Raw genomic sequence first — 26,834 nt, 5'->3', positions numbered from 1 at the left:
CCTTAGGCCTTTTTTAACCAGCAACCGCGCATTATTGGCCGTTAAGCGGCTGCTGCGTCAGTCGTTGAAACAAATTGATGATCTTGGCGGCGTACTTAGGATCGGTGGCGTAGCCAGCCTGCTGCAGCGCCACCGCAAAGCCTTCGGCAGTGGTGGCGGTTAACGCCTGTTGGTAGCGCGGCTGCTGTAAAAACTGGACGTAATCGTCAAAGCTGGCTTTGAGGCTGTCGTAAACCCGAAACTTAGAACGCTGCAGCACCGGCAATCCATCTTGATATTCCAAGGCACTGACGGCGGTCGTTGGTCCCTGCCAGCGGCCATCGGCCTTGATGTTGAACAGATTGTGCGAGCTTTGCCCCTGCGCCCCGGACAGAATTTTCTGCCCCCAACCGGTTTCCAGCGCCGCCTGCGCCACCAGCAAGCGCGGATCTTGACCGAGCTTTTTGCCCGCGTCGGTGGCCGCCGGCAGCATCGCTTCGATAAACTGCTGCGGCTGACTAAAGTACAGCGGCTCCACCACCATGGCGCGGCTGTTATCAACCGCGTCACTGTCGGCAATAACCTCAAGCGACGAGGCCGCCACAGTAGATTTATCGGCAACCGCGGCGACAGCTTTAATCGGTCGCGGCGGCATTGCCAATTCGGTCACTGTCGTCGCCGTTGGCGCATCGCTATTGGCCGCAGCGGCTTCTGGCTTGGCTAAGGTTGGCCGCAACTGCTGCACAATCAGCTCTGCCAATCCCAGCGAGCCTTGATTGCTCATCTCGGTCACCAGTTGGCTGTCGTGCATCTGCTGATAAAAGTCGGTTTGGTTGGAATGAAACGGGCTATCAGCGTCTTTAAATGACTCATTGGCCTCGCGCATGCTTTTGAGCATCATCCCTAAGAAGATCCCCTCAAACTGCTGCGCCACCTGCCGCAGACTGGCCTCCGGATCCGCTTGTGCTTGCTGGCGCAACTTATCGATGCTGGCCAGATCCAGATAATGACTGCTTTGGTTAATGCGGCTGTCGAGGCTGCTCATCAGATCACCACCAACTCACCACGCAAGGCACCGGCTTGTGACAGCGCTTCTAAAATCGCCATCAGATCCGACGGTGCGACGCCAACCTCATTCACCGCCCGCACTAACTCATCCAAGCTGGTGCCTGCATCCAGTTTGAACATCCGCGAGTCTTGCTGCTGCACGCCAATGGCGCTGTTTGGCGTGACCACGGTGGTGCCATCGGCAAAGGGGTTTGGCTGCGACACCTGTGGCAGCTCTTTAATGGTCACCGTCAGGCCGCCATGGGTGATCGCGGTTGGCATCAGCCGGACGTTGCGACCAACAACAATGGTGCCGGTGCGGCTGTTAACGATCACTTTAGCGGCCTCATCGGCGGGCTCGACCCGCAGGTTTTCAAGCGTTGCCAGATACGCCACCCGCTGCGATGGATCCCGCGGCGCCGACACCTGAATCGAGGCGGCGTCTAGCGCCCGTGCGACCCCTGGACCCAGCAAACCGTTAACTTCATCCACCACCGCCTTAGCGGTAGAGAAATCGGCGCGATGCAGGTTAAAGGTCAAAAAGTCACCGTTAGCAAATGGGCTGGGTACCGCACGTTCCACCATAGCGCCGCCAGGAATGCGACCAACGGTGGGGGTGTTTTGCAGCACTTTAGAGCCATCGGCACCATCGGCACTAAAGCCGGACACCACCAATGAGCCTTGGCCGATGGCATACACCTGGCCATCCGCCCCCTTTAAAAAGGTTTGCAACAAGGTGCCGCCACGCAGACTCTTGGCGCTGCCTACCGATGACACGGTAATATCAATCTGCTGCCCCGGCTTAGTAAACGGCGGCAACTCCGCATGCACCGCCACCGCCGCGACGTTTTTGGTCTTTGGCCGCACGTTCGCCGGTAAGTTGATGCCAAAGTTGGACAACATGGTGGCAAAGCTTTGCTCGGTATAGCGGCTCTGCTCGCCGGTGCCCGGCAACCCCACCACCAAGCCATAGCCAATCAATTGGTTGCTGCGCACCCCTTGCAGATCAGCAATGTCTTTTAAGCGCATGGCGGTGGCATTGGTGGCCAACAACGCGATGGCCAAAGCGATTATCCATCTCATCGGCGCGCTCCTTAAAATGGCCACAGCGGGCCGGAGAAAAACTGGCTTAGCCAGCCGGATTTTTGACTGTCGGCAAAGGTGCCAGTGCCGCTGTATTGAATTCGAGCGTTAGCGACCCGCTGGCTTTCGATGGTGTTATCGGGGCTGATGTCCCGTGGTCGAATGATACCGGTGATGCGAATAAACTCGTCGCCGTCGTTGATGGTCATCCACTTTTCGCCACGGATCACCAAATTGCCATTAGCCAGCACCTGCAACACGTTGACCGAAATCGAGCCATCCAAGCTGTTGGATTGATCGGCATCGGAGCCACGGGACATATCAAACTCTTCGGCGTATTTCAGATCCAACGTTTTGCCGTTAACCGTTACCGGTGCGCCACCAGCGCTGATTGGATCAAGCTGCATATTGCTGTCTTTGGTGATCTCTTTACTGGCGGATTTTTTGGCTTTGGTCTGCTCCTCCAGCAGCACCGTAATCACATCGCCAACCCGATGGGCTTTGATGTCAGAATACAGTTCATTGCGATAACTGCTGTTGTAGATCGAGCCGGTAGTCACCACCTGCGACGTTGGTAATTCTGGATAGATCGGCGCGTAGAACGGATCGTCCGGATAGGGCGCATTAGGGTGAGCGCAGCCGCTCAACTGCGCCGCGCCAAGCGCCAATAACAGCGCACTAATCAGCCGCAAACAAGCCATCACCATTCCTTACAACTGCTGGTTCAAGCTGGCGAGCATCTGATCGACGGTGGAGATCACTTTCGAGTTCATCTCGTAGATCCGCTGCGATTCAATCATGTTAACCAGCTCTTCGGTAACATTGACGTTGGAACTCTCCAGCGCCCCTTGACGGATCGCCCCTAAGCCATCCAGACCCGGAATGCCGTTGATTGGGGCGCCGGAGGCACCGGTTTCCAGATAGAGGTTCTGGCCAATCGGTTCCAGCCCTGTTGGGTTGATGAAGTTGGTGATCTCAATCTGGCCCACTACTTGGTTTTCCACCTGACCGTTAAGTCGCACCGATACCTCGCCTTCGGCTGAAACGGTGATCGCTTGCGCATCCTCTGGAATGGCAATCCCGGGCTGCAGCAGATAGCCGGAACCAGGGGTGACCAACTGCCCCTCCTCATCCAGAGCAAACTGGCCATTACGGCTGTAGGCAACGTTGCCATCAGGCAGCTGAATTTGGAAAAAGCCGGGGCCATCCAACATCAGATCCAAGCTGTTGTCGGTGGTCTGCATATTGCCTTGGGTAAACAAACGCTGCGTGGCCGCCACTTTGGTGCCCGAGCCCAAGGTTAAGCCCGCCGGCAACTCGCTGTTTTGCGAACTAATGCCGCCGGCTTGGTTGATGGTTTGGTACAGCAGATCTTCAAATACCGCTCGGCTTTTTTTGTAGCCAACGGTACTGGCATTAGCCAAGTTATTGGAAATGTTCGCAATATCGGTTTGCTGGGCATCCAGACCGGTTTTGCTGATCCATAATGCAGGTTGCATGGCTTACTCCTTAAACACGCAGCAGTTGCGCGCCGGCACGGTCATTTTCTTCGGCGGTTTTCATCATCTTCACCAGCATGTCGAATTGGCGCTGGGCATCGAGCATCTGCACCATCTCGGCCACTGGATTAACGTTACTGCCTTCCAGAGAACCCGATACGATGGTGACGCTGACGTCGGTGGGGTAATCGGGGTTTTCAAGTTGGCGAAATAGGCCATCTTCCGATTTGGTTAGGGTGTCTTTTGGCGGGTTGGTTAACCGCAGCTGGCCAATCTCTTCCAGTGCGTTAGCCGGTGCCCCTTGCGGTCGCACGGTGATCAGGCCGTCATTGGCGATCTCAACCTTTTCGATCGGCAGTGGCGCAAAGATAGGACCGCCCTCACCCAGCACCGGCTGGTCGTTGCCGTTGACCAGCATCCCGGTGGCATCAAACTTTAAATTACCCAAGCGACTAAGCGCTTCTTGGCCGTTGCTGTCTTGCACCACCAACCAGCCCTGACCGTTGATGGCAACATCCAGTACCCGCCCGGTGGTTTTCAGCGGGCCGGCGTCGAAATCGCTGGCGACCCGTTCCTCCATGGCGAACACCCGCGTCGGCAACCCTTCACCAAACGCTTGCATACTGCGCGCTTGGGTCAAGTCCGCTTTAAATGCGTCGGTTTGTGCATTGGCCAAATTATTGGCACGCACCGCCAGTTCATTGAGGTTTTGTTTGGCGCCACTGGCGGCGAGATACAGGTAGTTATCCACGACGTCGGTCCATCAACGGTTATTGTTTGACGGATCTTTAGCAAAACCAGTGCCACTATTTTTAATGAATTTAGCTGCGGTGATTCAGTCGGTTAGCGGACTTAAGCGGCCAAAATTTAACGTTCAGAGGAAACAAATTGCCGCCTCAATTGAGGCGGCAATGTAGAACCAAGCGGTCATGGCGCTTAGCGGATCTGCAGGATGTTTTGCGACAACTGATTCGACACATCCAGCGCCCGCGAGTTGGCTTGGAAGTTACGCTGCGCTGAAATGAGATCCACCAACTCCATGGTCAAATCCACGTTCGATTGCTCTAAGGTCGCCGAGCGGATGGCGCCAAACGAACCGGTATCTGGTTCGCCAACCAACGCCACCCCAGAGGACTGACTGGCGATCCAAGCCGAGTTACCCACCTGTGAAAGCCCTTGTTCGTTGGTAAAGCGAGCCAGCGCCACTTTGCCCAAAGCGTGCTTATCGCCATTGGAATAAGTGGCGTTGATCAAACCGTTGGCGGTTACCTCAACGTTGGTCAACCGGCCCACCGTGGTGCCGTTTTGCTGCAGCGAAGTCACCTCAAATGGCGAGGCGAACTGAGTTGGATTGTCAAAACTCAGTTGCAAACGCTGGGTGCCATCGGCACCGGGAGGGATCACCCCCGCGCCATCGTCGGTCGGGATCACCGAGGTCGGATCGTCCATCCCCAGCGCTTGAGTGAAGATGGTGGCTGGGCTGGAGCCCTTATACAATCCGGTGTCATCGAAGCTGAGCACAAAACCGGTGTGGTCATTTTTGCCTTTTACCGCTGCGGTGCCATCGGCGACACCATCGCCATCGGTGTCTTGCTCGTAGGTGCCACTTAGTGGTTTGCCAGCCATGGTGTCCCAAATATCCACCGGCATGTTGTCCACGGTAACAAAACAGGCCCACTGGTTGTTGTTGGCCAGCGCCGCGCCAACCGGTTTAACGAAGTAGGTGGTCTGAATGTGCGACTGCCCCAAAGAGTCGTAAATGGTGACCGACGTTGACGCCGTGTAAGAGCCCGGATCGTTGGGATCGAACTGGGTTGGATCCAGCGGTGCCTCGCTGGCGGGCAAGTTCATCGATAGATCAACTTTCGAGGTCGATTGCGGCTGCCCTGCCACCTGTGGGATCTGCACCGCTTCGGTGGTCGACAGCGACACTGACTTCACCGTACCGTCAGGATTAACCGGCAACGCCATCAGATAATTACCCTTAGAATCGACCATATAGTTGTTGTCGTTCAGCTTGAGGGCACCAGCGCGGGTGTAGGAAAAATCCGCCCCCGACAGTTCTGAATTCATGATGAAGAAGCCGCTGCCATCAATCGCCATATCCAGCGAATTACTGGTGGCGTTCAGTGAACCTTGATGAAATTGCTGCGCGATCGCGGCAGTAGCGACGCCGTTACCTACTGCGGTTTTGGCATTAGTAAACAGCGAATTACTGTACACATCGGCAAATTCGGCACGGGATTCTTTAAAGCCAACGGTATTAACGTTAGCGATGTTGTTGGAGGTGGTATCCAGATCTTTCTGCGCGGCACTTAGGCCACTTAGCGATACGTTAAAGCCCATTGTTGTGCTCCTTATGCGTCAGCAACGGCCAAGATTTCGTTCATGGCAACGCTGCCTAACCCTTTTAAATTCAGCATGGTTGGCTTATCTGCCCCGCCCAAGGTCACGCTCGATACGTGGCCATAAGCGTGGGTGCGCAGCGCTTCGGCTTTACCATCCACCAAACCGGTGGCGGTGAAACTGTAACTGCCCGGCAATACCGGTTGACCATTGGCGGCCAGGCCATCCCAATGAAAATCCACTTTGCCACTGGCGCCCGGCGCCAATGGAATGGTGCGCAGCACTTGGCCAGCACCATCGAAGATCTGCACCCGCGGGTTTTGCGTGCCCGGCGCGATATCAACCACCCCCGAAGCGCCTTCGCTTGGTTCGCTAAGGTAGGTGGTATCGGACGCTAACAGCACCTTTTGGCCGACCAGCCCAGACGCTTGCAGCGCTTGGTTACTGGCCATCGACGCGTTCAAGGTATCAATCCCGCCATTCAGCGAACTGATGCCATCAACGGTGGCGAACGACGACATCTGCGAGATCATCTGATCGTTATCCACCGGTTTAAATGGATCTTGCATCGCCAGTTGCTGCGACAGCAGCGAGAAGAAATCTTCTTGGGTCAACGACTGATTGCCATTGGCTTCCGACAGGGTTGGCGCCTGCCACTTCATCGAATCGATAGGGTTGGTCGAGCCGCTATGGGGATCTATTGGGGTCATCTAGCGTTTCCTTACTTACCAAGCTGCAGGGTGGCTTTGGCCAAATCTTTAGCGGCACTGGCCACTTGAGCATTGGCTTGATAGCTCTGGGATGCCGACATCATATTGGCCATCTCTTCCACCACATTGACGTTGGGTTTGTAGATGTAGCCATCGGTGTCAGCCAACGGATGATTGGGACTGTACTGACGTACTAGCGGCGCATCCGATTCTACAATCGCCGCCACTTGCACCTGTGCCCCCACCTGTTCATCGGTTGCCTGTTCCAGCATCGCGGCAAACACCGGCTGCCGAGCCCGGTAGGTTTGATCCTGACTGGAGGACACCGTATCGGCGTTGGCTAAGTTGGATGCGGTGGTATTAAGCCGCACAGACTGGGCGCTCATGCCACTGCCGGCGACATCAAAGATATTAAATAAGCTCATGCTCTAGCTTCCTTTAGTCGCCACGCAGCGCTTTGCGTAGGCCTGAAAATTTGCTGCCTAAAAACTCAACGCTGGCCTGATACTGCAGCGCATTTTCCATAAATTGGTTGCGTTCGGTTTGCAGATCGACGGTATTGCCATCGCCACTGTCAGGCTGTAACGGTACCCGATACAGCTCTTCACTGAGCAGCGACGACTGACCAGCGATATGGTTGTTATGGCTGCGGCTTAAGCCCATTGACTGTTTGGCTTTGGCGCTGGCCAGTGCAGCCTCAAAATCAAGATCTTTGGCTTTGTAACCGGGAGTATCGGCATTGGCGATATTGCCCGCTAACAGCTCGGCACGCTGCGAGCGCACCCCAAGGGTGTGTTGGTGGATCCCAAGCGCGTTATCAAACGAAATGGCCATCATCAGTCTCCCTGAACACGGCTACGGCCTACTTGATGGACTAGTTAGCCCAACTTGCATTTAGTGAACGCTTTTGCAAAGCCTGTGCCAGCTTGGTTTTTGCCCGCTTAAAACAAAAAAGGCGCATCGAAATCAATTCGATACGCCTGAAAATTGACGGTTAAATCACCGCTGTCGGCGGCGAAACTGGGCGGTTATCGGCGTCGGTAGACGATGCCGAGCTCGCTTCTTACCATCTCGAACTCCTCACTTAACAGCACCATCGACTCGGACGCCCCCAGCATCAGATAGCCACCGGGATTAAGCGCGGCAGCAAATTGCCGCAACACTTTGCGCTTATCATCGATAGAAAAGTAAATCAGTACGTTACGGCAAAAGATGATGTCGAACTTGCCCAGCAGCAGATAACTGTCCAGCAGGTTATAGCGGCGAAAGGTAACCATGGTGCGGATCAATTCAGCAATCTGACTGCGGCCATCGTGGTCGCGATTGAAAAATTGTTGCTGTCGCAGTGGCGACAACCCCCGCCCCATCGCCAGTTGGTCGTATTTGCCGACCATCGCTGTCGCCAGCACATTGGTGTCGATATCGGTGGCAAGGATCTCTGGTTGCTGCAACAGCTTGCCCAGATTCGCCTGGCGATACTCTTGTACTGACATCGCCAGCGAATAGGGCTCTTGGCCGGTCGAACAAGCCGCCGACCAGATCCGCAAGCGGCCGCCGTTGCGATCGGCAAACTGCGGCAGCAGTTGCTGTTTAAACAACTCAAACGGCGCGCCATCACGAAACCATAAGGTTTCGTTGGTGGTCATCGCTTCAATAACTTGGTTGCGCAAGCTTAAGTTGCCAACCCCAAGCACCGCCCGGATCAGCTCGCCCAAATTGGGGTATTGATGCTGACGCAACACCGGCGACAACCGGCTGCGCACCAGGTATTGCTTATTGTCGCCAAGTACAATACCGCTGTGCCGCTGCAAAAAATCAGCAAACATGCGGTAGTCATCAAGGGCAAGTTCCAACGTCGGCAACGATTAAGCCTCTACTGGCACCGAAAGGTAATGGTTAACCGCAGTGGCTAACTCATCAGGGTTAAATTTGGCAATAAACTGATCGGCGCCAACCTTGTTGACCATCGCTTGGTTAAATACCCCAGATAGCGAGGTATGTAGAATCACTTTCATCCCCGCCAATTTCGGGTTACTGCGGATCTCGGCGGTCAAGGTGTAGCCGTCCATCTCTGGCATCTCGATATCAGAGATGATCAACCCCATCTTGCTAGTAATACTGCGACAATCCAGAGACAACTCTTGCAACTGCCGCAGCGCATCCAAGCCATCACTGGCCAACACGATTTTCAGCCCCAGAGGTTCCAGCGCACGGACAATCTGCTTGCGTGCCACCGCAGAATCGTCGGCGACCATGATCATCGGCGTATGGATCGCTTCTGGCGATAGGTTCGCTGCTACTTCCGGCGAGATCTCGGTCGCTCTTGGGCTTATCTCATGCAGGATTTTTTCAACGTCCAAAATCTGCACCAAGCCATCTTCCAATTCCGTCACCGCGGTCAGGTAACCCCCTTCGGCACTGGCTGGCGGCGGCAGCACATTTTCCCAGTTAAGGTTGACGATACGATCAACGCCGCTAACCAAGAAACCCTGCACGGTGCGGTTGTATTCGGTAATGATCACAAAGCTGGTTTCCAGATCGGCCACCGGAGCACCGCCAATGGCGGTCGACAGATCAATTACCGATATGGTTTGACCGCGCACTTGGGCAATGCCACGCAACGATCCCTTCTGGTGTGGCATGGTGGTTAGTGGCGGGCACTGCAGGACCTCCCGCACCTTAAAGACGTTGATGCCGTACAGTTGCCGTCCACCAAGACGGAACATCAATAACTCAAGGCGATTCTGCCCCACCAACTGCGTACGTTGGTTAACGGTATCGAGGATGCTGGCCATCGATTCTAAATCCTATCTCTTTGCGCCAAAGGCACTGTGATCCCACGCTCGCCCGCCACCAGCAAACTCTGGTTATAATGCCGACCAACTATGGATGTTTCCTTGCAAGGAAGCCTTATGAAATACCCCGTTACCGGCCTCTTTCTCAGCTTGCTAAGCTTAAGCTTCGTACCATCTACTATAGCGGCTGAATCATTTACTTCTTTATCGCAAGTCGCTGAAACTGCAGAAGATTACGTGACTAGCTTCACAGATTTTCCAGAACATGCCGAAGTTCAGGTAAAGGCCAAAACGCTCGACAAACGACTTAAACTTAAGCGTTGTTTATTGCCGCTCAACGCGCATGCTCCAACCAGTAAACAGCAGCGTTTAACCACGGTAAAAGTGACCTGCCCAGATGCTGATGGTTGGTCGCTGTATGTGCCGGTGGAAACCCGCATCTATTATTCAGTAGTGACCGCCAGCATCGCGTTGGAGCCACTGACGTCATTGGGTTACGACAACCTGAAATTGCAGCGGATGGAAGCGGCCAGTTTGCGCGGCAATTACTTCACCAGCATCGAACAACTGGCTGGCGCCCGCACCACCCGCCGCGTTGGCGATGGCCAGCCATTGCGGCGGCAACAGATCTGCCAAGTGTGCCGCGACGACATCGTCACCATCTATGCCCGCAGTGCCAGTTTGGAGTTAAAGACCTCCGGCAAGGCGATTGGCAACGGCAGCGTTGGCGACACCATACGGGTGCAAAATAGTCGGTCAGAGCGAATGATTGATGCCGAGGTGATTGCCGTCGGCGAGGTGCAAGTCAATCTGTAACGGCCACCGCCGCGTTAACCGGTTTAGCCTTAAAAGGTGTAAACTTAAGTTCTTCAGAATTGTGCGTCTTTGCGTCAAATTTCTGTTAAAGCTTGCTCGGTTGTGGCCGATAGCTTAAATAACCGATTATTAACCGACCACGGAGTCCACTATGGATCCCTTAAAAAGCTTAACCGGCAACGCCCGACCACTAAGCCAACTGGCCAGTGCTGGCAACAACCAAACCGCGCAAGCGGCTGGCGCCGAAGCAACCGTGGCCAAGCAGGATGCGGTATCACTGACCCCGCAAGCGCAGCAACTGCAACGCGCCGAAGCCGCCCTAGACAGTGCCGATGGCATTGATATGGATAAAGTCGCTGCGGTTCGTGCTGCCATTGTTGAAGGTCGTTATCAGATCGATGCCGAACGTTTGGCCGACAACCTGATGCGCTTTGAACAAGAGCTTAACGGCTAATTGAACCGATGACCGCTGTGCCGCTGGAAAACCTATTAACTCAGCAATTGGGACGTTTAACCCAGTTGCTTGAGTTGCTGGTGCAAGAAACCGATGCCCTGCTTAACCGCGATGTGATGGCGATAGAGCAGTTGTTGAAACGCAAAATGACGCTGCTGGATGAGATCAAACTGGCCGACATCGGCATTGGTCGCCACGCCGACCTTGCGCAATTAACCGATCACCCGCAACAAGCTGCATTACTGGCCCAGTGTCGCGGCAAACTGGCCGAATGCCAGCAGCACAACCAGCACAATCAAAAGCAGGCCGAGATCGTCGCTGCCAGCATGGCGCGGTTGCAACAACTGCTGCAAAGCACCAGTCATCATAATGCCCTAACCTACACCGACGTCGGCGGTACCCATGTCGGCCGCCGCTTAGGCAACTTAATTACCGCTTAAGCCTGACTGGGCTAGGCAACAAGGCGCTCGATTGAGCGCCTTTTTGTTGCCGTATTGTCGGCGGGCAGCGGCATAGAACGTTCATCGGATTTTGCCGCGACCTATTCGCGGCTACGCTTGGCTCCCTGACGGTTGCGCCAACGGGCTGTCGCTCGGCTCTTACTAACGACTACCGACTACCGACTATCAACTGACCACTAAGCGCTAACAACTACTCACTGGCAACTGACAACTGACAACTGACAACTGACAACTGACAACTAGTCGTTGATAACTCGCAGCGGCGACCTCAGTAATAACTCACCGATTTTAAGGTGGTACGCGGCTGCCGTTGTTGCTGCAACTGCCACAGGGTTTGGTAATCCAGTTCCAGTTCGGTGATGTAGGTATCGCCCAGCGGATAACTGCGCACCACTTTAGCGCCACGAATGGTGCCGCTGGCATCCGCCGACAACTGCTGCGGCTTCAGCTGCTGCTCTTCCAGCTGGCTGGCAACGCTCACATTCAAGCCGTGCACCTGCTCAACCAATTCACGATAAGCATCCAAGGTCGCCGCGCGCATCGCTTGTCGCTGTTTCTCCTGCTCGGTGCGACCAAGTTGCAGTGAGATCGGCGCCATACCAGTGGCGGTTAAGACCGGAAATGCTTGCGGTGCCACCACTTCATATTGCCGATGGCTGGCAACGCCGCAACCACTGAGGGTCGTCAACAGCATCACCGCGCTAATCCCGGCATAAATCCCAGAGAAAAACTTCATCATTGCCACCAAATCGGTTGTGGCGGCCGCGACTCATCACGACTCAATTTGCCGCCAAGATTAGCCACGCTACGCTGCTGATAAAACTGGTTCGGCAACTGCGACCACGCTAATGTGCTTTGGGCGCTGCTAAGCACCCGATTATCAGTCAGTTGAATCACCCGACTAAACAGATGAATGCCGTTAGCATTAAGGCTGAAGCTGGTTACCAACACCTGCTCCACCCCCTGCGGCTGCGGCAATTGCTCAGCACGACGGCTTAGCAACAGATTGCCATCGCCGCTAACGCGCACGGTTTCGCTGCTGTTAAGTTCAATAACGGTAAAGCCACGCTTCGGCAAACTGCTGATTAGCGCCTGCTCTAGCACTTGAGCAAAGTGGCCACTGTGCTCAAAATCGGTTACCGGCACCGGCGTAGTCACCGCCAACGGAAGCGATGGCAACTGCTTATCAAACTGAAACCGCAACTGCGCCGCCAATTGATCGGAGAGCAGATTCAACTGCCCCTGTGGTGGCAAATGATTGCCAGCAATCAATGGGCTTGAGCCCTGATAGGTGGTTTGACAGCCGCCCAGTAGCAGTAATCCCAATAACCCGCAGCGCCATCCTGCTTTCATCTTGATTCTCAAACAGCCCGTCATAATCACTGGTTATCGGCCCTGGCGTCTGTCGCTTTAGCAGCAATTAAACTTCGGTTTTATATCCATTTTTTATTGATGTTACCCACCCTATCGCGGTGCTTTTAGGCATGGGGTTTGCTAATCAACAGTATCTTCAGCCAATTTGCCGCCCCGTTATGGATTTACTCAACCGTCGCTTGTTCCGTTTGCGCTCACTGCTACCGTTGCTGCTACTTAGCGCCAGTAGCCACGCATCGATGTTGGAATACAGCGCCAGCGCCAAGATCTTTAACGATCGCATCGAAGAGGCACGACAACAGGCGATAGACAGCGCCGTTCAAAGCGCCATCCTCAACGCTGGCGGCCAACTGCAGCTACAACAGCGCAGCCAAGCCGGAGTATTACAGCCGCCCAGCATCGACTGGCAGGCGCAAGTAAATCAGCTGCAATTGCTGAGCGAAACCATCGACGATCAAGTGCTGACCGTCACCATCGCCCTAGAACTGGCGCCGCAAGCGCTGCAACCGACGGCGGCCAATCAATGCCACAACGGCAAAGCCAAGGTGCTGATCCCCCGCCCGCAAGTACGCTATCGACAACAGTTGGTCATCGGTGGGCTGTATCAACTGGATGAGGCAGTGGCTCGAGTATTGGCCAACACCCTCTCTGGTGAAGGCCACTATGCCTTCGCGACCTCTTTGCCGCAGCTCAATCTCGAGTTAGAGCAGCCAGATAAGCAGTGGATCAGTGCCCTTGGCCAGCAGCAAGCGGGCCAATACGTATTGGCGCTGATGATTGACGACGTCGCCGCCGAGCTACCACCTAAGGCCTTGGGGCTGTTTGAACGCGACGGTCAGCGCACCATCGCCCTAACCGCCACTCTATTTGATGCGTTCGATAACAGCCAGGTGTGGCAACAGCGTTATCGCAGCGAGGGCGAGTGGCCGTTTAAGCGGCAAGATATCGCCGATACCGCCACCGAACGCTTTTGGGATAGCGGCTTTGGCCATGAACTGCAGCGACTGCTGTTTGACCTGAGCCGTGATCTTGATGCGGCGCTGCAATGCCGGCCGCTGAAATCACGGATCCTTGCCATCAACGGCAACGCGCTTACCCTCGATATCGGTCAGGCCGCCGGGCTAACCGTCGGCACCGTGCTGGCCAGCCAACCGCAATCGCTCAACTGGCCAAATCAAGGCCACCTAACCGCCACGGTAACCAAGCTGCAGCATCAACAGGCGGTTGCCACTCTTGCCAGTGATGCCGCCCCGCAAGGTCTGCAGATCGGCGATTGGCTCCTATGGCGCTAAGGTTTTGCTGGAATTGCAAGCAGTTACCGCAACACCGCTGTTGCAAAGCAACAGACCAAAGTTAGAATGTGTGCTCCTCTCCCCATAGCTCAACAGGATAGAGCAGTCGCCTCCTAAGCGACCGATAGTGGTTCGAGTCCACTTGGGGAGGCCACCCCGCTTCTGGAATGATGCCATGATCCTCAAGGAACGAGACGATCGCCCCACCATCTCTAGGCAGCAGCAGGCAGGTGCGCAACAAGAGCACGATGTTGCCTTTTACCTGCGCCGCGAATACGCCGATGATCCCAAGGTGTTGGTCTTGCATGATCTGCGCTTTGCCCACCAAGGCGAGATCAGCCAAATTGATCACTTAATTGTTTACCCGCGCGGCTTTATTCTAATCGAGTCGAAAAGCATTAACGGCCAAGTCAGAGTAAATAAACAGGGGGAATGGGCGAGAAGCTATCGCGGCCAATGGCAGGGGATCGCCTCCCCGATTCAACAAGTAAAGTTACAGCAGCAAAATTTAAAGAAGTTGCTCTGCGATAACGCTGCCAAGATCTTGCCTAAATTCCTGTTCAATATGCTTCAGCAAGGCTTTGGTGCCCGCCGCTATGATTATTTTTGTGCGGTTTCCAGCAATGCGATGATCAGCAGAACGGGGATGCCTAAAGAGATCAGTGAGCGCATCGTCAAAACTGAATTCTTGGTAGAACAGCTCAGGCCACTAACCAAGCCACTCAAACTAAAAACGCTGATCAATTCTGACCCGCTGTTTAATCAAGATGAGTTGACCTCCATTGGCGACTTTCTGTTGGCACAGCACCGTCCATCAGCAGCTTCCAAGCAACTGCCAGCGCCACTGATAGAGCCAATTAACGACTCCGCCGCTTCGTCACAGGCAGCGGAGTTGGCGTGCAAACGTTGCAACAGCACCACAACCCTGAGCGGATGTTGGGGAAAATACGGCTACTACGTTCGTTGCAGCGCATGCCAGAGCAACACCGCTATGCGGGGCAACTGTGGCAACTGCGCTAGCAGCAACACCACAGTACAAAAACAAGGCGCCAGCTATTTTCGCCAGTGCAACGACTGCCAATCACTCACCCTGGTTTTTATCCAGCCAGATTAAGAACCATCCAGCGCAACCAAATAATATGATCTGAAGCTGCTGTATTTCGACAACGCCATCAACGTGCTCCCCGCTAATCTATTAGCTGCCGCTGGTACTTTTGCTCGCTAATCATCACTGCTGCTGGCAGCGATTTACTTCCACGGTTACGTGCGCCAATTGCGGTAAATTAGCGAGCAACGATTTGTAGTGATCCGGTGACTGTGGCTGATGGCTGACCACGCTGATGATTGCGGCATTATGATGACCCGATAGCCGCCAGATATGCAGATCGACAACACGGTCATCGCTGCCCTGCTCAATTGCCGCTTTTACCTGTTGTGGCAATGTCCCGCTGGGGCTGCGATCCAGCAGGGTTGGGTAAGTATCTTTAATCAATCCCCAGCCCCAACGGGTAATAATCAGCGAACCGATAATGCCCATCAGCGGGTCTAATCCCGGCAGATCAAAATAGCGAGCCGCCAGCAGCGCAAAAATTGCGGTGAACGAGGTTAGCGCATCGGCAATCACGTGCAGATAAGCGGCATACAGGTTGTGGTCATGGCCGTGGTGGTGATGCTCGTGTTGGTGATGATCATGACTGTGGTCGTGCCCATGATGATGGTGGTGATCATCGCCCTGGTGCAGCAGCAACGCACACACCAAGTTAATCACTAAGCCGACTATCGCAACGACTAACGCATTGTTGTAATCGATGGCAACCGGCTCGATAAAACGCCACACCGACTCAATCGCCATCAGCAGCGCCACCAACACCAGCGCTACCGCACTGGTAAAGCCCGCCAAGATATTCACTTTACCGGAGCCAAAGCTATAACGCGGATCATTGGCGGCTTTACGGGCGAAGTTATAAGCAAACAGGGTTAGACCAAAAGCGGCGACATGAGTGGCCATATGCCAACCGTCCGCCAGCAGCGCCATCGAACCGGTCCAGTAACCGGCAATGATCTCAATCAGCATCATCGCCGCGGTAATAACGACGGCATAAAAGGTGCGGCGTTCGTTTTTCTTTGGCGCTAGACCGAAGTTGTGTTGATGCTGCCAGCGTTTGAGAGAATCGGTATGCATAGTGATTGTCACTGCGAATTAGTTGGCCAATAGTAAATCAGTCTAGTGCTGTGATTTTATTGAATTGGTCAGCAATTACACCGGTAAAAGTCATCGAAGTTGCAATCGCGACTGCCGCAGCAGCACTTGCCAGCAGACGCCTACTGACCATAAAAGCCTGCATGGTAGCTGACTGCACCAGCAGGCAGCGGTTTGTCGCTCAATCGCTGTGCCAGGAAGTACTCCGCCGGTACCCCTTCCAGCGTCAGCTGTGATTCAGCCTTAAAGCCAAAGCGCTGATACAGCTCGGGTTCACCGAGCAGGACGATGCCATCGAAGTCCATCGCTTTGGCTTGGGCCAACGCCGCTTCCATCAAAGCGCGGCCAATGCCGTTGCCTTGTTGCTCTGGCAACACCGAGATTGGTCCAAGTCCAAGGCCAAGCCAATTGCTGTCTGCCGCGGCGATTTGCACCGGCGATAACGCCACATGCCCCAGCACTCGGCCATCATCTTCAGCCACCAAAGACAGTGTCAACGCGCCAGCGTCACGCAGACGATTAACGATCAGATGTTCAGTCGGCTTAGCGCCCGGTTCATGGTGGGGATGATCCAAAAATGCTTGGTAGGTAAGCGTCTCAATGGCGCTAATGTCGGTAGCTTGTTCGTTGCGAATGATCATGGTGATCGCTGTCCTCGATGAATAATGGCCAGAGCATAAGCTGTAAAGCGATAGACGGGTCAATCGTTTTCCCAACAGAGAAACAAACCGCAGCAATGTTGCTGCGGTGTTTTAAGGTAAAACCAATTGCGTTACTTGGCTTCAAACTGAATCCGGATCTGGTATTCACGAACCGACCAATCGGCACGGGCTGGCGCCGCCGGGAACGGCTCTGCCCGCTTTAGCATTCGCATCACTTCCCGATCAAAATCGCTTTTACCGGCGCTTTCTAGCAAGCGCTTGCTGACCACATTTCCTTGCGGATCGAGGCTGAAACCAACCAACGCTTCGCCGCGCTCTTTTTTCATCTTTAACCGCTTGGGATAGCGCTTAAAGCTGATCAGATGCTCACGCACATGGGCATCATGTACCTGTTGCGCCGCCGCCCCAGCACCTTGTTGCTGCAAACCCACTTCCGCTTGCTTGTGCTCGCTGACGATGCTGCCATCGACCCCTTGATCGCCGATGGTTTGCAGCTGCACCAGCTCTGGGGTCAACTGTTGCAGTTCAGGCTCCGGCTTAATCTCCAGTTCCGGCTCAGGCTCCGCTTTAGGTTCTGGTTTCGGTTCTGGTTTAGGCTCGGGCTTAGGTTCTGGCTTGGGTTCTGGTTTAGGCTTCGGTTTAGGTTCTGGCTTAGGTTCTGGCTTAGGTTCTGGCTTAGGCTCCGGTTTAGGTTCTGGTTGAGGCTCAGGCTGTGGCGTTGGGGTCACAATCTGCGGCTGTATCGCCCCCGCCAATGCGGTTTGAATACCGATGCTGCTGCGCTCTTGACTGGGTTTGCTGCTGATCGGCTGTGGCGCCATCCAAGCACCACTGACCCACGCCGCAGCCGCCAGCAGATGCAGCGCCAGCGAACCGACCACAAAGCCGCGAAAACTGACCCGCATGTTAGTTGCCACCGGCCTGATTGAGCGCCACTTGAACGTTGTCGATCTTTAGCTCATTAAGCAGACCTAAAGTCTCCATCATCCGCTGCACGTCGGTAGTTTGGTCGGTTTCCAGCATCACCATTAACTCACCCTCAGCTTGAGCCGTTTGTAGTTGCTGGCGCAATTGGCTGATGCCGATCGGCTCGCCGTCATCAAACTTGTAGCTGTCGCTGTCGTTCAAGATGGTGATGGTGACAAACTGCTGCTGCACAAAACCGCTGCTTTGCTGCTTTTCCACCTCTGGTAGTTTCACTTCCATGCTCAGCAGCGGCGCGTTGATCATCAGCATCATAAAGGCGATCAGACTGAAGATAACGTCGATCATCGGCGTCATCGGATCCGGTGCTGCCGCCTCAAGGCCGTGGTTATCTTCCATCGGGATCATGGCTTACTCCGCTGCTGACGTTCGATGCTTTGATTCAGGCGGTTAAGCAGATCACCGGCTTCCGCCAGCGCATGGCGTACCCGTGACGACAACAGCGCGTGGGTCAGCACACAGATCACCGCAATCACCAGACCGGCGGCGGTGGTGGTTAACGCCTGCCACAAACCATCGGCAACAATCGACGGTTCTACTGGGCCATCATGGGCACCAATATCTTTAAAGGAGCGCATCAAGCCAATAATGGTGCCCAGTAGCCCCAGCATTGGCGCCAACGATGCCACAGTTAACAAGCCAGACATCCGTCGGCGCATGCCATGACTGATGCCGTGCATGGTGATCGCCACCGCTTCCTCGCGCACCTCTTTCGGTTCGTTGGCGTGTTCCTCTAGACACTTAACCGCTGGCAGGTAATAGGGTTTGGCTTGCTCTAGCTCGGTCAGCGCTGCTTCCAACTCTTGATGGTGGATCTGTTCCAACACCTTGTTGTGCCGCTTCAGTGGCAAACCACGGCGAGACAATAGGTACACCAAGCGCTCGGCGATCAGTGCCAATGCGGCGATGGAACAGATAACCAACGGTACCGCAGTACCAATCGCCCAAACGTCATTGCTATCAAAAACGGTAGCTAAAAACTGTTGCATGGCTAATTACTCCGCTGCGGTCAGTTGTGGCTCCGGTTGGCGCACTGCTGATGGCGCCAACTGGGGATCATCTTGGTTTGGTTTGATCTGATCTTCAAAAGCACGCAGACGCTTGTAGATCGAGATCAGTTCAACAATCCGTGGCCAGCTAAACACCAGATATTGCAGTGAACCTTCAACTCGCTCGAACGAACGGGTGATCTGCTTCATCACGCCCAGGGTGATGGCGCCGCTGACGATCGCCGGGGACATCACGATGTAGGGCAGCAAGTTGGTCACCTGCAGGTAGCTGTGCTTGGTTAGATCGAAATAGAGGTAGTGGCGGTACATCACCACGTAGTTGGCGCGCACGTTTTTAAACAGTTGCTGCAAGGTTGGTGGCTTGGCGTGCTCGTCACTGTCTTCACCCAGCACCAGCTCTTTACGCAGCGCCGCTTCGGCTTTCTGGTTATTAAATTCCAGCCCCGGCAGCTTGATGCCAACCACCGCCAGCAGCACGGTGCCAAACACCGCCGAGAAGATCGCCAGAAACACCAAGGCGTGTGGCACGTGACCGATAAACGGCACTTGATTGATGTTCTTCGACAGCTCCCACAACACTGGGCTAAAGGCGATCAGGGTCATCAGTGAACGCAGCGCCTGCACTCCCAGCAGTTCCATGTTTTTAGCAAACAGCATGGTGTCTTCTTGCACCCGTTGGGCGGCACCTTCGATGTGATGCAGTTTGTCCCAATGCTGGCAGTAGTATTCGTGCATCGCAGTACGCCAGTTAAACACGTAGTGGCGGACAAAGAAGTCGAGACCGACCATCACCACCACGTACACCGCTACCACCTTAAAGAAGGTCAGTAGGTGCAGCATAAACTCGACCTCGGTGATGGTGCCGGGGTTGGCGATGGCGTTCTGGATAAGATCGTAAAACTCACCGAACCATTGGGTCAGCTGCACATCGACCTGCACCATGTACCAGGTGGTAAACAGGATCAGTGCGGTACCCAGCACCGACCAAAGCTGCCAGCGGCGATCAAGAAAGAAACTGCGAAACATAAAACGTACTGCTTAGGCTAAGAAAACGAGGAACTGCCAAGGGGCAGTAAAGATGAAGTGATGATATTGAGAGTAATTTGCATTAACAATGACACTTTCAGATCGAATTACAAAAGCGTGAACCATGCCACAGGCTGAATCAGCAAAACGATCAGCGGCGCCATTCGGCGCCGCTGAACTAACCTGCGTTAATAGTTGTAGTTGAAGTACACCCAGTAACTGCGGCCCTGTTGGTAGGGGTTGTAGCTCTTGGTATCGGTGTGCGGTAGATCGTTCAGCAGGTTGTTGATCTTAATGTCGATAGTCGCTTGATGTTTGTCGGTTCGCACTACCTGAATGCTGCTATTGAAATCAAACGAGGTAAATGCTTTACGTTCCACCACCCCTAACTGCTCTAGCGGGCCATACTGCTCGTGTTCATACAGCGGCGCATCATCAAGTTCATCCAGTTCTTCATAAGCGCCGCGATAGTTTGCCGCCAAATAGGTCGTCAAACGATCATCCAGCCACGCCTTAGACCAGGACACCGACGCCCGCAGCGGTGAACCAAAGTTTTGCCGACCTTGCTCGTAGGTTTTCTCATCTTCGGTTAAGGCTTGACCGTTATACCAGTACTCCTTCGTCGGGCTGTCCTGTAACGAGGTGTCGTATTCGCCGTTGGATTTACTCTCTGACCAGGTAATGTTGGCGTTGAACTGATGACCTTGATAGTTGCCGGTCCACTCGGCGGAAATACCGTAGTACTCATTACGGCCATCGTTGGTAAATACCGTAGTGTCGGCTTTGCCGTCGTTGTTGCTGTCAATCTCGTCACTGGCGAAGCCATCCCGACCATCACGGATGGTGCCCTTTAGGCGGAAATTACCCTCCAGTGCGGTTGGAATGGTAATGGCGGCGGTCAACTCGTCGCTGTATGGGGTGGCAAGTTCGCTGCGACCATATTGATCCGGATTAACCACGGTGGCGGTCCAGTCACCGTATACACCGCCAACTTTTTTGCGCGAATAGCGGGTGTAGCCGCCCATCTGTTCAGCAATGGCGTAACTTAAATTGTTACCGGCGTAATAGCGGTTCGCACCAATGGTTAGGAACATCTGGTCATAAAACTGCCATGACGCAGTAAAGCGCGGCGCAATGTCGTAGTTATCCAGGTAGTCATCGTGCTCGGCGCGGGCGCCGATACGCACATCCAGCGTCCCAAACTGGCGCTGATACTCCAACCATAACGCTTCGCTGTTAACCGACGCATCGGCATCGTAAGCGTCATAGACAATGTGAGTACTGGCTAGATAACCATCAACGCAATCTGGATTAAGCGAGGCATCGCACTTGGCAAATGAGGTCGAGGTTGCCTGCTCTGGGCGCGATTTTTCGGCGGAGATAGTTTCAACTTCGACCCCAAAACGCAGATCGCCATCCAGTACCGGATAGGAACCAATAAACGACCAACCAAGGGTTTGCTGCTGCTGGCTAAGATCGCCGTAGCCGCCTTCAAAACAGGTCCCAGAACTGCACCAATCCACCAGTGCACTAGGCCAGTTAATCAGATCACTTGGCGCTTCGCGACTGCCATCTGACAGCGAGTAAGACACCTTGGTTTGCCAGTCAAGATCGCCGTGATAACCATTGAGTTTGAGGTAACTGCTCAGGCCATCGGTTTTGCTGTGGTACTGCGCATTAATCGAGTTATTGCTGTGGAACGCACTCTCGTACGGGCTGTAAACCACCTGCGCTTCCGCCGTCAGGTTATCGTTAAGCTCATACACCCCTTTGACCAAGAAGTTTTCCGACAGATCACCGTTATCAAAAGCCTCACCACCATTCACTGAGGCCTTACGCTGATAATCGACGCTGCTTTCAGAGCGGCTGTAAGAGGCCAGTACCGACAGTTTTTCGGTCAGAGGCAAGTCCAGCGACAGCGAAGTGTTGTACTTCATAAACGACGGTGGCGGAGTATCTTCGGTATCCTCTTGATCTTCATCGCTTACGATGTAATCGATCATGCTGTCGTTTTGAAAACCGGCGCGGAAGTTCACCCCAAACTCTTTGCTTGGCTCGCGCAGGTTATAGTTGACCACCCCACCGGTAAAACCACCGTGCTCTGCCGATACGTTGGAATCTAAAATCTCAACACTGCCGACCAAGGCCGGATCGACATAGACGGTTTGGCTGGTGGTACCAACAATGTCATTAACCCCCATAGTCGCGTTCGGGTTAGCCAATTTTTCGGCCACCTTTTTGCTTGCAGCGACATCCAGTACCGAATTGGCGCCAACGCCGTCGATCATGATGTTGTTGTCGTAGTAGTTACCGCCGGAGATCGAAAAATCGGATGGTCGGATCGTCTGAATGCTGGCGGCGCTAACGGCATCGCGGTTAACGTCCATCTGCACAAACGGATTGACCTTCAGCAGTTCAGTGGTATCGATACCTCCGCTGGCGCTGTTACTGATGGTGGTTTGATTAATCACGCTCAGGCCAGTATCGACCGGATCATAACTCTCATAAGCGGCGTCAACGGTTGCGCTGGTATCGGCGCTGACGCGCTCAACCACTTCAAGGTTACCTAGATCAACTGGGGCTTGTTGCGCCAGCAGCGGCGCAGCGAGCAGCGCACTGACTGCCGCATAGATTGGAGAGTACTTCATCAACATCACTCAGATTGCATGGCGGCAAATCACACTTGGCAAGCTGTCCGCCCATTCGCTGCAGTTGGCAGCTTTTTTCTACTATTTATCGACAAATTGTGCGCCAGTTCCCACTGCCGCAATCGCCGTTTGCTTGTGTAGCGACAATTTATTGCAAATGAAAATAACTATCAATACCATTTGATCCATTATTTAAAGTGCCGCACCTAATTGCGGTAATGATCGCAGTTAGAGGTATCGATGTTGCGCTCCCCTTCCCTGTCACGGCTGGCTCTGCTGTGCTCCTCCATTCTGCTTGGCAGCAGCTTATCCACACCGGCATTGGCGCAATATCAGTGGGATCCCAGCCTGATCCGCGGCCAGCTCGACAACGGTTTGAACTACCTGGTGCACGACAGCAATAAGCCAAGCGATCCGTTTAACTTGCGCTTAGTGGTGCACGCCGGTTCGGTTGATGAAGCCACCCCAAGCGGTGTCGCTCATATGGTTGAGCACATGGTGTTTCAACAAACGAAGGCCCACCCAGAAACCATCCATAACTACTTGGCGGAACTGGGCTGGAAGACCGGTTTGCAAGTCAATGCTATGACCCGCCAAACCGAAACCCAATACATGGTTCGCACCCGCCCTAATGATTCACTGGACAGTGCTGGCGCGCTGGCACTGCTAGCCGATATGGCCGGTGGCGCCAAAATGACGGCAGCAGATTGGCAGCGCGAACGAGGAGTGATTTTGGAGGAGTGGCGCCGCGGCGAAGACGTAGCCAGCCGGGTTAACGATCAGAAAAAAGCGGTGATCCGCAACGGTTCACGTTATGTCGACCGCCCAACCATCGGCACCGAGCACAACATCCGCACTACCGATATCGCTGCCCTGCGCGACTTCTACCAGCGCTTCTATGTGCCCGCCAACATGACCTTGGTGGTTTCCGGTGAAGTCGACAGCAACAGCATCGCCGAGCAGATCGAGCAAACCTTTGGCAAATTGGCGGCCAAGCCGGCCCCAAATCGTGATTATGTGCCACTGCCACTGGCCGACCAGCTGCACATTGGTTTAGTGCAAGATCCTCAAGGCACCAGCAGCCAAGTGGCTTACGGCTTTCGCAGCGAAATGCCAGAGCGCAACAGCGAAGCTGGCCAATACGCCTATCTGCAAAACTACTTTCTGCGCAAGTTGGTGCGTAACCAAGTGATCCGCAACCGTGCCTTACTACCTGAGGGCGTTGACAGCATCAGCATTACCATCAAAGAGCCAACCAACAACCGGATCGTTGCCGCCATCGCCGCACGTACCGACGATCACGATGCCGGTCTTGCGGCCATTCACGACGAACTGGCCCGTCTGCACCGCGATGGCTTAGATCCAACCGAATTTGCCGAACTGCTGGCCAAAGCCAAGCAGATTGCGGTGCGTAACGTCGAAGCCGCCAAGCATCGCGATTTTGCCAAGTGGGAAGATAAGATCACCGAAGCCGTCGTGTTGGATGGGGTGTTGGAGGATCCGCAAATTCGCAGCGAACGGACGCTAATGTGGTTGGAACAACTGACCATTGATGATCTTAATGCCCGTATGCGCCAGTTAATCAGCGCCGAGGATCAATTCCTCTACTACCAAGTGCCTGGCGATAAAACCGCCGCACTGCCAACCGAGGCAGAGGTGCGCCGTGATCAAGCCCAGATTGATGCCAGCAGCCTTAGCGCCAGTATCGGCTATCGGCCAGCCAAACCGAAGGTTGAGCAAAAGGTGGTACTGCCATCGCTACCAATCAGCAAACTGCACGGCAGCGTAATCAGCAGCGACGTCGAAACCCTCACCTTAGCCACCGGTGATAACGCCAGCTTACACCGCTATCAACTGAGCAACGGCGACAGTGTGCTGTGGCTAAACCATGCTACCCGTGACAACAAGCTGTACATCAAAGCGCTGTCTAGCAGCGGCTACCACAACGATGGCATGCCAAGCTGGCAAGCGCAGATGGGGGTGCAGTTATGGGAACAAAGTGGCCTGCAAGGCTGGAACCAACAGCAGTGGCAAGCCCTGCAACAGCAGCCGCACTGGAGTTGGAAACTGCAACCGTTTGAGCTCGACATGGGCGCGGTCGCAACCGAGGCTGAACTGCCGCAACTGCTGCAGCTTTACCAAGCCCAGCAGCAACAGGGACAGATCAGCACCGAAGCGTTTAATCAGGTAAAACAAGACTGGCTAGCGGAACTGGCACAAACCGAAAATAAGCCCTATCAGCAACAGGCGTCACTGCAACGCTTTGGCGGCGCCGCCAAACAGGGCAAGCTCAGCCAGCAAGCCTTAACCGATCTGACCTTACCCATGCTGACCGCCAGCACCAAGAAGCTATTGGCGGAACCAACCCAGTTCTTTATCGTCGGCAAGATGGATGCCGAGCAACTACCTGCGCTGCTGAGCGCGCACTTAGCGGGGATCCCGCGTCAGCGAACCCTGACCGCCGCGCCACTGTTACAGCAGCCGGGACGTTTTACCAGCAGCGTTGAGGTACACAACAATCACAAAGCCAACGTCACCGCTTGGGGCTTCACCCCAATGCCGTGGTCACCAGAGCAGGCGTTTTTGCTGTCGACCCTAAACCCCATTGCCCAAGCGGCGCTGAAACAGAAACTGCGACTGGAACTCTCAGGGGTTTATAGCGTTAAGTTTGAGCTGTTCTTCGAGCCGCAGTTGAACCGCGTCAACTCCGAGTTAAGCTTCAGCTGTGCCCCTGAACGCGCCGAAGAGCTATTAGCGGCGGCTGAGCAAGTGCTAGCGGATTTGCCAAGCACGCTGGCCGAGGTGAATTTCGACCGCACCCGCAGCGACATCGCCTTTGCCGAAAGCGGCCGAGTATTAGACGCCAATACCTGGCTGCGCCGTTTGGTATTAAGTGAACAGCGCTACGGGGATGCGCGCTACCTGCTGCACACCGGCAAGATGGAGCAACTGGTGCAACCGGAGCAACTGCAACGGCTGGCCAAGCAGGTGTTACCGCAACCACACCGTGTCGCGGTTATCGGTATGCCATTAGCGAAATAACCATTTATTTACGCCAAAAAAACAACGCCGCAGTGACTTATCACTGCGGCGTTGTTTATTACCACTCAATTGCTTGGCCATCGCGGAAAAAGCCGCCGCTTGGGCCATCGGCGGGTAAACTGGCCGCCCAAACGATCCCTTTAGCCCCCTCCGCAATGGGCCGGCCGCCATCACCGCCCATGTCGGTGGCAACCCAACCGGGGCAGACGGCATTGACTAAAATGCCATCACCCTTAAGCTGATTGGCCAACATCAAGGTCAGGCCATTGAGGGCAATTTTCGACAAGCTGTAAACCGGCGTGCTGCCGTTCATACTGCGCAGGGCGCCAGCGCCGCTGCTGACATTAACGATCCGCGCATGTGGTGCCTGACGCAGCAGCGGTAAACAGGCCTGAGTTAACCGCAATGCGCCATACAGATTGGTGTCCATCGCTTGCTGCAGCTGCGCTAAATCGGCATCAACAATCGTTTGCCAACGGTCATACAAAATCGCCGCGTTATTAATCAGCACATCCAACCGGCCATAGCGCTCAGTGATCAAATCCAGCAGCGCCGCAATGCTGTCGCTGTCGGTAATATCCAGCTGCACCGGGACAATTTGCTTAGCCCCAACTCACTCACCGCTTGCTCGGCAGCAACTAACGACCGGGCACTTAACAACACCCGATAACCCAGCTCGGCCAGTTGTTTAGCGGTTTCCTTACCAAGGCCTCGATTAGCGCCAGAGATCAACACCAGCGGTTGTGATTGCGACATCATTGTCTCCCAATAACGATGAACTCAGTGTCGCTCAGTCTACTGCAAATTCTGTTGAGCTTGGTTGATTAACCGACGTTGTGCTTCGCTGCCCCGCTCTGCAGCCAACTGTTCGCGGATAAGTTCGGCGTAATCAGCACAGCCAAACAGTTGCAAGCTGATCGCTTGATAGCCTTCAATCCAGCCCTCAGCGCTGCAATCGCCCCACATTTGGGCAATCCCTCGATAAGCGCGAACCTGCATCGCTTCATCCAACGGTTGGTAAGGTTGAACCAGCGTCAGTGACAGCGGCGGTAATCGCAGCGGCTGCTCCTTGAGTAAGCCCTCCAACCGCTCGCCATACGACTGCAAATTTTGCCGCAGCTGCAGCTGGAGTTCATCTTCCAAATTGCGGTTCACTAACTCGGTATGGCCTTGCACCACATCCAAAATCGAACCCAGCAGCGGCCGCTGAGCTGGCACTAACTGGCCATCAGCAAAGGATTGCAGCAGCGCTTCAATCTGTTGATATTCGGCAATGATCGCCGCCGGACGCCTATCCCAAAAGCGACTTTGGGCACGCAGATTGGCGCAATAACCAGCTCGAACGATACTCACCAGCCGTTGCATCTGTTGCGCGCTCAGTGGGTGCTGAGGTAATCCAATCATCG

The 26,834-nt window shown here is 54.5% G+C and carries 29 protein-coding genes and 1 tRNA gene; 7 read left to right on the top strand and 23 right to left on the bottom strand.

Features of this window, described 5'->3' with window-relative positions:
* Nucleotides 1-31: 31 nt before the first annotated feature.
* The 11 genes from flgJ to G506_RS0109545 form a co-directional block, all read right to left on the bottom strand.
* Complete coding sequence (gene flgJ, locus G506_RS0109600) at nucleotides 32-1,024, bottom strand: flagellar assembly peptidoglycan hydrolase FlgJ (RefSeq protein WP_051202037.1); 993 nt, start codon at nucleotides 1,022-1,024, stop codon at nucleotides 32-34.
* Nucleotides 1,024-2,109, bottom strand: coding sequence for a flagellar basal body P-ring protein FlgI (locus tag G506_RS0109595; protein WP_028116676.1), 1,086 nt, complete (start codon nucleotides 2,107-2,109; stop codon nucleotides 1,024-1,026). The genes flgJ and G506_RS0109595 overlap by 1 nt, the downstream gene beginning before the upstream one ends.
* A gap of 11 nt (nucleotides 2,110-2,120) precedes the next feature.
* Nucleotides 2,121-2,792, bottom strand: coding sequence for a flagellar basal body L-ring protein FlgH (gene flgH / locus G506_RS0109590; protein ID WP_028116675.1), 672 nt, complete (start codon nucleotides 2,790-2,792; stop codon nucleotides 2,121-2,123).
* Between the two features lie 27 nt (nucleotides 2,793-2,819).
* Nucleotides 2,820-3,608, bottom strand: coding sequence for a flagellar basal-body rod protein FlgG (gene flgG, locus G506_RS0109585; protein ID WP_028116674.1), 789 nt, complete (start codon nucleotides 3,606-3,608; stop codon nucleotides 2,820-2,822).
* Nucleotides 3,609-3,618: 10 nt separating this feature from the next.
* Nucleotides 3,619-4,359: a flagellar basal body rod protein FlgF gene (locus tag G506_RS0109580; protein ID WP_028116673.1), complete on the bottom strand. Its 741-nt coding sequence runs from the start codon at nucleotides 4,357-4,359 to the stop codon at nucleotides 3,619-3,621.
* A gap of 185 nt (nucleotides 4,360-4,544) precedes the next feature.
* A complete protein-coding gene (gene flgE / locus G506_RS0109570; protein ID WP_028116672.1) occupies nucleotides 4,545-5,954 on the bottom strand; it encodes a flagellar hook protein FlgE in 1,410 nt (469 codons plus the stop codon).
* Between the two features lie 11 nt (nucleotides 5,955-5,965).
* A complete protein-coding gene (locus G506_RS0109565; protein WP_028116671.1) occupies nucleotides 5,966-6,664 on the bottom strand; it encodes a flagellar hook assembly protein FlgD in 699 nt (232 codons plus the stop codon).
* An 11-nt stretch (nucleotides 6,665-6,675) separates the two neighbouring features.
* Nucleotides 6,676-7,089, bottom strand: coding sequence for a flagellar basal body rod protein FlgC (flgC, locus tag G506_RS0109560; RefSeq protein WP_028116670.1), 414 nt, complete (start codon nucleotides 7,087-7,089; stop codon nucleotides 6,676-6,678).
* Nucleotides 7,090-7,102: 13 nt separating this feature from the next.
* Complete coding sequence (flgB, locus tag G506_RS0109555; RefSeq protein WP_028116669.1) at nucleotides 7,103-7,498, bottom strand: flagellar basal body rod protein FlgB; 396 nt, start codon at nucleotides 7,496-7,498, stop codon at nucleotides 7,103-7,105.
* Between the two features lie 194 nt (nucleotides 7,499-7,692).
* Nucleotides 7,693-8,526, bottom strand: coding sequence for a CheR family methyltransferase (locus G506_RS0109550; protein ID WP_028116668.1), 834 nt, complete (start codon nucleotides 8,524-8,526; stop codon nucleotides 7,693-7,695).
* 3 nt (nucleotides 8,527-8,529) lie between these two features.
* Nucleotides 8,530-9,459: a chemotaxis protein CheV gene (locus G506_RS0109545; RefSeq protein ID WP_028116667.1), complete on the bottom strand. Its 930-nt coding sequence runs from the start codon at nucleotides 9,457-9,459 to the stop codon at nucleotides 8,530-8,532.
* A 90-nt stretch (nucleotides 9,460-9,549) separates the two neighbouring features.
* On the opposite strand from G506_RS0109545, the gene flgA reads away from it, so the two are divergent.
* The 3 genes from flgA (at nucleotide 9,550) to flgN (ending at nucleotide 11,169) form a co-directional block, all read left to right on the top strand.
* Entirely contained in the window at nucleotides 9,550-10,275 is a 726-nt protein-coding gene (gene flgA, locus G506_RS19395; RefSeq protein WP_084631293.1) for a flagellar basal body P-ring formation chaperone FlgA, read from the top strand.
* Nucleotides 10,276-10,426: 151 nt separating this feature from the next.
* The gene (gene flgM, locus G506_RS0109535) at nucleotides 10,427-10,729 is read left to right on the top strand and encodes a flagellar biosynthesis anti-sigma factor FlgM (RefSeq protein ID WP_028116666.1); all 303 of its coding nucleotides are present in this window, start codon (nucleotides 10,427-10,429) and stop codon (nucleotides 10,727-10,729) included.
* 8 nt (nucleotides 10,730-10,737) lie between these two features.
* Entirely contained in the window at nucleotides 10,738-11,169 is a 432-nt protein-coding gene (gene flgN / locus G506_RS0109530) for a flagellar export chaperone FlgN (RefSeq protein ID WP_028116665.1), read from the top strand.
* Nucleotides 11,170-11,458: 289 nt separating this feature from the next.
* Here the strand turns inward: flgN and G506_RS0109525 are convergent, their stop codons facing one another.
* Together G506_RS0109525 and G506_RS0109520 are read right to left on the bottom strand one after the other, a co-directional pair.
* Entirely contained in the window at nucleotides 11,459-11,926 is a 468-nt protein-coding gene (locus G506_RS0109525; protein ID WP_051202035.1) for an LPP20 family lipoprotein, read from the bottom strand.
* Complete coding sequence (locus G506_RS0109520; protein WP_028116663.1) at nucleotides 11,926-12,543, bottom strand: FlgO family outer membrane protein; 618 nt, start codon at nucleotides 12,541-12,543, stop codon at nucleotides 11,926-11,928. The genes G506_RS0109525 and G506_RS0109520 overlap by 1 nt, the downstream gene beginning before the upstream one ends.
* Nucleotides 12,544-12,722: 179 nt before the next feature.
* On the opposite strand from G506_RS0109520, the gene G506_RS0109515 reads away from it, so the two are divergent.
* The 3 genes from G506_RS0109515 to G506_RS0109505 all read left to right on the top strand — a co-directional run bounded on the left by G506_RS0109515 (nucleotide 12,723) and on the right by G506_RS0109505 (nucleotide 14,970).
* Nucleotides 12,723-13,856: a flagellar assembly protein T N-terminal domain-containing protein gene (locus G506_RS0109515; RefSeq protein WP_028116662.1), complete on the top strand. Its 1,134-nt coding sequence runs from the start codon at nucleotides 12,723-12,725 to the stop codon at nucleotides 13,854-13,856.
* Nucleotides 13,857-13,934: 78 nt separating this feature from the next.
* Nucleotides 13,935-14,010 (top strand) — tRNA-Arg (locus tag G506_RS0109510).
* Nucleotides 14,011-14,031: 21 nt separating this feature from the next.
* On the top strand, nucleotides 14,032-14,970 hold the full coding sequence (locus G506_RS0109505; RefSeq protein ID WP_028116661.1) for a nuclease-related domain-containing protein: 939 nt from the start codon (nucleotides 14,032-14,034) through the stop codon (nucleotides 14,968-14,970).
* A gap of 114 nt (nucleotides 14,971-15,084) precedes the next feature.
* Here G506_RS0109505 and dmeF read toward each other — a convergent pair whose 3' ends face one another.
* The 7 genes from dmeF to G506_RS0109470 all read right to left on the bottom strand — a co-directional run bounded on the left by dmeF (nucleotide 15,085) and on the right by G506_RS0109470 (nucleotide 22,386).
* Nucleotides 15,085-16,038 (bottom strand): CDF family Co(II)/Ni(II) efflux transporter DmeF, encoded by a 954-nt coding sequence (dmeF, locus tag G506_RS0109500; RefSeq protein ID WP_028116660.1) that lies wholly within the window; start codon nucleotides 16,036-16,038, stop codon nucleotides 15,085-15,087.
* 140 nt (nucleotides 16,039-16,178) lie between these two features.
* Entirely contained in the window at nucleotides 16,179-16,697 is a 519-nt protein-coding gene (locus G506_RS0109495) for a GNAT family N-acetyltransferase (protein WP_028116659.1), read from the bottom strand.
* A 131-nt stretch (nucleotides 16,698-16,828) separates the two neighbouring features.
* Nucleotides 16,829-17,623 (bottom strand): energy transducer TonB family protein, encoded by a 795-nt coding sequence (locus G506_RS20440; protein ID WP_051202034.1) that lies wholly within the window; start codon nucleotides 17,621-17,623, stop codon nucleotides 16,829-16,831.
* A 1-nt stretch (nucleotide 17,624) separates the two neighbouring features.
* Nucleotides 17,625-18,050, bottom strand: coding sequence for an ExbD/TolR family protein (locus tag G506_RS0109485; protein ID WP_028116658.1), 426 nt, complete (start codon nucleotides 18,048-18,050; stop codon nucleotides 17,625-17,627).
* Nucleotides 18,047-18,691, bottom strand: coding sequence for a MotA/TolQ/ExbB proton channel family protein (locus G506_RS19385; RefSeq protein ID WP_051202033.1), 645 nt, complete (start codon nucleotides 18,689-18,691; stop codon nucleotides 18,047-18,049). Before G506_RS19385 ends, G506_RS0109485 begins: the two co-directional genes overlap by 4 nt.
* A 6-nt stretch (nucleotides 18,692-18,697) precedes the next feature.
* Nucleotides 18,698-19,738, bottom strand: a complete 1,041-nt coding sequence (locus G506_RS19380) for a putative transporter (protein ID WP_051202032.1) — start codon at nucleotides 19,736-19,738, stop codon at nucleotides 18,698-18,700.
* A gap of 188 nt (nucleotides 19,739-19,926) precedes the next feature.
* Nucleotides 19,927-22,386, bottom strand: coding sequence for a TonB-dependent receptor plug domain-containing protein (locus tag G506_RS0109470; RefSeq protein WP_169628093.1), 2,460 nt, complete (start codon nucleotides 22,384-22,386; stop codon nucleotides 19,927-19,929).
* 240 nt (nucleotides 22,387-22,626) lie between these two features.
* Here G506_RS0109470 and G506_RS0109465 point away from each other — a divergent pair, with 240 nt between their 5' ends.
* On the top strand, nucleotides 22,627-25,428 hold the full coding sequence (locus tag G506_RS0109465) for a M16 family metallopeptidase (RefSeq protein ID WP_028116656.1): 2,802 nt from the start codon (nucleotides 22,627-22,629) through the stop codon (nucleotides 25,426-25,428).
* A gap of 58 nt (nucleotides 25,429-25,486) precedes the next feature.
* On the opposite strand, the gene G506_RS19375 is transcribed toward G506_RS0109465, so the two are convergent.
* Genes G506_RS19375 through G506_RS0109455 form a run of 3 tightly spaced genes read right to left on the bottom strand, consistent with a single transcriptional unit; the run spans nucleotide 25,487 to nucleotide 26,832 of the window.
* Entirely contained in the window at nucleotides 25,487-26,026 is a 540-nt protein-coding gene (locus tag G506_RS19375) for an SDR family NAD(P)-dependent oxidoreductase (RefSeq protein WP_276197526.1), read from the bottom strand.
* Nucleotides 25,966-26,184: an SDR family NAD(P)-dependent oxidoreductase gene (locus G506_RS21315; RefSeq protein WP_205619496.1), complete on the bottom strand. Its 219-nt coding sequence runs from the start codon at nucleotides 26,182-26,184 to the stop codon at nucleotides 25,966-25,968. The genes G506_RS19375 and G506_RS21315 overlap by 61 nt, the downstream gene beginning before the upstream one ends.
* A 39-nt stretch (nucleotides 26,185-26,223) precedes the next feature.
* Entirely contained in the window at nucleotides 26,224-26,832 is a 609-nt protein-coding gene (locus tag G506_RS0109455; RefSeq protein ID WP_028116655.1) for a hypothetical protein, read from the bottom strand.
* Between the last annotated feature and the right edge of the window lie 2 nt (nucleotides 26,833-26,834).

The organism is Ferrimonas senticii DSM 18821 (genome assembly GCF_000422665.1).
Classification (GTDB): domain Bacteria; phylum Pseudomonadota; class Gammaproteobacteria; order Enterobacterales; family Shewanellaceae; genus Ferrimonas; species Ferrimonas senticii.
This window is presented reverse-complemented; position numbering and strand designations above follow the sequence as displayed.

Excerpts from the sequence above, each read along its gene's own strand:
- flgJ (WP_051202037.1), bottom strand. The coding sequence starts at position 1,024 with ATGAGCAGCCTCGACAGCCGCATTAACCAAAGCAGTCATTATCTGGAT.
- G506_RS0109595 (WP_028116676.1), bottom strand. The coding sequence starts at position 2,109 with ATGAGATGGATAATCGCTTTGGCCATCGCGTTGTTGGCCACCAATGCC.
- flgG (WP_028116674.1), bottom strand. The coding sequence starts at position 3,608 with ATGCAACCTGCATTATGGATCAGCAAAACCGGTCTGGATGCCCAGCAA.
- flgE (WP_028116672.1), bottom strand. The coding sequence starts at position 5,954 with ATGGGCTTTAACGTATCGCTAAGTGGCCTAAGTGCCGCGCAGAAAGAT.
- G506_RS0109565 (WP_028116671.1), bottom strand. The coding sequence starts at position 6,664 with ATGACCCCAATAGATCCCCATAGCGGCTCGACCAACCCTATCGATTCG.
- flgC (WP_028116670.1), bottom strand. The coding sequence starts at position 7,089 with ATGAGCTTATTTAATATCTTTGATGTCGCCGGCAGTGGCATGAGCGCC.
- flgB (WP_028116669.1), bottom strand. The coding sequence starts at position 7,498 with ATGGCCATTTCGTTTGATAACGCGCTTGGGATCCACCAACACACCCTT.
- G506_RS0109545 (WP_028116667.1), bottom strand. The coding sequence starts at position 9,459 with ATGGCCAGCATCCTCGATACCGTTAACCAACGTACGCAGTTGGTGGGG.
- flgA (WP_084631293.1), top strand. The coding sequence starts at position 9,550 with ATGGATGTTTCCTTGCAAGGAAGCCTTATGAAATACCCCGTTACCGGC.
- flgM (WP_028116666.1), top strand. The coding sequence starts at position 10,427 with ATGGATCCCTTAAAAAGCTTAACCGGCAACGCCCGACCACTAAGCCAA.
- flgN (WP_028116665.1), top strand. The coding sequence starts at position 10,738 with ATGACCGCTGTGCCGCTGGAAAACCTATTAACTCAGCAATTGGGACGT.
- G506_RS0109525 (WP_051202035.1), bottom strand. The coding sequence starts at position 11,926 with ATGAAGTTTTTCTCTGGGATTTATGCCGGGATTAGCGCGGTGATGCTG.
- G506_RS0109520 (WP_028116663.1), bottom strand. The coding sequence starts at position 12,543 with ATGAAAGCAGGATGGCGCTGCGGGTTATTGGGATTACTGCTACTGGGC.
- G506_RS0109515 (WP_028116662.1), top strand. The coding sequence starts at position 12,723 with ATGGATTTACTCAACCGTCGCTTGTTCCGTTTGCGCTCACTGCTACCG.
- G506_RS0109505 (WP_028116661.1), top strand. The coding sequence starts at position 14,032 with ATGATCCTCAAGGAACGAGACGATCGCCCCACCATCTCTAGGCAGCAG.
- dmeF (WP_028116660.1), bottom strand. The coding sequence starts at position 16,038 with ATGCATACCGATTCTCTCAAACGCTGGCAGCATCAACACAACTTCGGT.
- G506_RS0109495 (WP_028116659.1), bottom strand. The coding sequence starts at position 16,697 with ATGATCATTCGCAACGAACAAGCTACCGACATTAGCGCCATTGAGACG.
- G506_RS20440 (WP_051202034.1), bottom strand. The coding sequence starts at position 17,623 with ATGCGGGTCAGTTTTCGCGGCTTTGTGGTCGGTTCGCTGGCGCTGCAT.
- G506_RS0109485 (WP_028116658.1), bottom strand. The coding sequence starts at position 18,050 with ATGATCCCGATGGAAGATAACCACGGCCTTGAGGCGGCAGCACCGGAT.
- G506_RS19385 (WP_051202033.1), bottom strand. The coding sequence starts at position 18,691 with ATGCAACAGTTTTTAGCTACCGTTTTTGATAGCAATGACGTTTGGGCG.
- G506_RS19380 (WP_051202032.1), bottom strand. The coding sequence starts at position 19,738 with ATGTTTCGCAGTTTCTTTCTTGATCGCCGCTGGCAGCTTTGGTCGGTG.
- G506_RS0109470 (WP_169628093.1), bottom strand. The coding sequence starts at position 22,386 with ATGAAGTACTCTCCAATCTATGCGGCAGTCAGTGCGCTGCTCGCTGCG.
- G506_RS0109465 (WP_028116656.1), top strand. The coding sequence starts at position 22,627 with ATGTTGCGCTCCCCTTCCCTGTCACGGCTGGCTCTGCTGTGCTCCTCC.
- G506_RS21315 (WP_205619496.1), bottom strand. The coding sequence starts at position 26,184 with ATGTCGCAATCACAACCGCTGGTGTTGATCTCTGGCGCTAATCGAGGC.
- G506_RS0109455 (WP_028116655.1), bottom strand. The coding sequence starts at position 26,832 with ATGATTGGATTACCTCAGCACCCACTGAGCGCGCAACAGATGCAACGG.